Origin of the sequence: Microcoleus sp. B7-D4 (genome assembly GCF_036705125.1) — a bacterium.
Classification (GTDB): Bacteria; Cyanobacteriota; Cyanobacteriia; order Cyanobacteriales; family Microcoleaceae; genus Microcoleus.
The window spans coordinates 1-2,424 of record NZ_JAUBTT010000231.1 but is presented as its reverse complement, the minus strand read 5'-3'; the positions used below and the strand labels follow the sequence as shown (position 1 = coordinate 2,424).

The window sequence follows — 2,424 nt, the reverse complement described above, 5'->3', positions numbered from 1 at the left end:
TGAAAGTGTGCGATTCGTTGGCTAGAAACCATAGTCTGTAATAATTTGGGGGATTAGCCGCCAGGTGCAAACCTGGACAACTTAATGACCTTGGAGGTGAGCCGCTGGCAAAAATCAGCGCGTCAGCAAGTCCTCCCCCCTAGATGCGAGGGTGAACGCCTCTTCCCCTGGTTTGAGACTAGCCATCAAAGCCAGAAGCGGGAAGAAAATCTCATCAACAATCAGCCTAAGATTGTCACGAGAAAGCAAGAACTCATGGTTAACCCAATACGGGTGAAGCTACGACTGAACCATCGTAATGCACAACAAGCGGAATCAGGCTTATACGCTTGACCAAAAGGGAAAGGATAGGGCAGAGGCATATAGTTTCTTGACCTCTTTGCATTGCCTAGAAACCCGGTGGAGAGTAGCAACCTAAAAGTTCAAACAAATGGTCATTAGGAACGAAGTAACCCTCGAATAGTTCTCAGTGTGGTCGATACCTGAGCAGGTGCTAACCGTATACTACCGAGGGAAGGATTGAGTCAAAAGCGAATGTCTCTTTGTAATGAAGAGAATATGCCCACAGACTCACTGTGTTTTGAAAGGAAGAATTTTTAGTAAGAGTACAAATGTCTAATACACACGAATTCGTGATGGTGGAATGGAATACAACCAACTGGCGCAAGCTGGAAAAGAAAGTATTCAAGCTCCAAAAGAGAATCTTCAAAGCTTCTGAACGTGGTGACATCAAAGCAGTTCGTAGACTCCAAAAAACGCTGATGCGTTCTTGGTCAGCAAAAATGTTAGCCGTGCGAAAAGTAACTCAGGACAATACTGGTAAAAAAACCGCTGGAGTCGATGGGGTTAAATCATTAGCACCTAAACAAAGGCTAAAACTTGTCAATAACCTGAGTATCAAACAAAAGGTGCGTCCAACCCGCCGAGTTTGGATTCCCAAACCAGGAACAGAGGAAAAGCGCCCTTTGGGTATACCAACAATGCACGACAGAGCTTTACAAGCTTTGGTGAAGCTAGCTTTAGAACCCGAATGGGAAGCTCGATTTGAGCCAAACAGTTACGGATTCAGAACAGGACGCTCATCCCATGATGCAATAGAAGCTATTCATACGGTAATCGCTCAAAAAGCAAAATATGTGCTGGATGCTGATATTACCAAATGCTTTGACCGCATCAACCATCAGGCACTTCTCTCGCTTACTGCATACATTCCCGACTCTAAACCGCCTCATAAAATTGTGGCTTAAATCGGGGGTGATGGACGCAAACAAGTTGTTCCCTACCGATGAAGGAACCCCTCAAGGGGGAGTTATTTCACCCTTATTAGCAAACATAGCCCTTCACGGCTTGGAAGATAGACTCAAGCAATTTGCGTCAAGTCTCCCAGGAAGAAAAAAGGAAAACATCAGCGCCCTGACGATAGTGAGATACGCCGATGACTTTGTGGTATTACACCCAAGTCTTCACGTCATCACTCAGAGCAAACAGATAGTAGCAGAATGGCTGAATGGGATGGGGTTAGAAATGAGTGAAAAGAAAACTCGAATAACTCACACCTTGAGGCAAGTGGAAAACCAACAACCAGGATTTAACTTCCTGGGTTTCAATATCAGACAATATCCAGTTGGTCAAACACATACAGGAAGAGTCCAGGGGAAATTATTGGGGTTCAAAACACTCATCAAACCCAGCGAAAAGAAAATTCAACTCCATGTACGGGCAATCGGAGAGATAATATCCGCCCACAAAACGGCCTCACAGGAAGCACTAATTGCCCACCTGAATCCTGTAATTGTGGGATGGAGTAATTACTACTCAACAGTAGTTAGCAAGGAAACGTTCAATACTTGCGATAATCACCTTTACAGCCAATTGAAGGCATGGGCAGAACGCCGTCACCCAAACAAAAATTCCTCCTGGATTGCTGATAAATATTGGCAAACTGTCGGAGAAAGAAACTGGGCATTTGGGGCAAGTTCAGGGTCAGAAATTTTCCTTTTAGCTGAACATAAGAAAACGCCAATTGTTAGACACATAAAAGTCAAAGGCAAGTTCAGCCCCTTCAATGGAGATTGGGCGTATTGGAGCGCCCGTAGAGGAACTCACCCAGAAACATCGACAAGAGTCTCTCGACTCATGAAGATACAAAAAGGGAAGTGTCCACACTGCAACTTATATATGCGTTCTGAGGATTTAATTGAGGTTGATCACATCATCCCCCGTTCACAAGGCGGAAAAGATAACTACAACAACATTCAATTACTCCACAGGCATTGTCACGACACAAAAACAACAATGGATATCAAGTCCCCTGTTGGAAGTACCCATATCAAGGGTCAAAATACAGAGGAGCCGGATGACGCGAAAGTGTCACGTCCGGTTCTGAAGACGAGTGGTTCCCGTGAGGGAATCGCTTAGTTTAAC

The 2,424-nt window shown here is 44.7% G+C and carries 2 protein-coding genes; both read left to right on the top strand.

The features are described 5' to 3' along the window. Positions 1 to 611 precede the first annotated feature (611 nt). On the top strand, positions 612 to 1,247 hold the full coding sequence (locus QUB12_RS37750) for a reverse transcriptase N-terminal domain-containing protein (protein WP_445252103.1): 636 nt from the start codon (positions 612 to 614) through the stop codon (positions 1,245 to 1,247). Positions 1,248 to 1,257: 10 nt separating this feature from the next. Continuing rightward, positions 1,258 to 2,418 carry a group II intron reverse transcriptase gene (locus tag QUB12_RS37035; RefSeq protein ID WP_445300701.1) on the top strand — a complete coding sequence of 387 codons (1,161 nt, stop codon included), beginning with the start codon at positions 1,258 to 1,260 and terminating at the stop codon, positions 2,416 to 2,418. Positions 2,419 to 2,424: the final 6 nt, after the last annotated feature.

Bases quoted from the DNA above. Each gene is read 5' to 3' on its own strand.
- QUB12_RS37750 (WP_445252103.1), top strand. From the start codon at position 612: ATGTCTAATACACACGAATTCGTGATGGTGGAATGGAATACAACCAAC.
- QUB12_RS37035 (WP_445300701.1), top strand. From the start codon at position 1,258: ATGGACGCAAACAAGTTGTTCCCTACCGATGAAGGAACCCCTCAAGGG.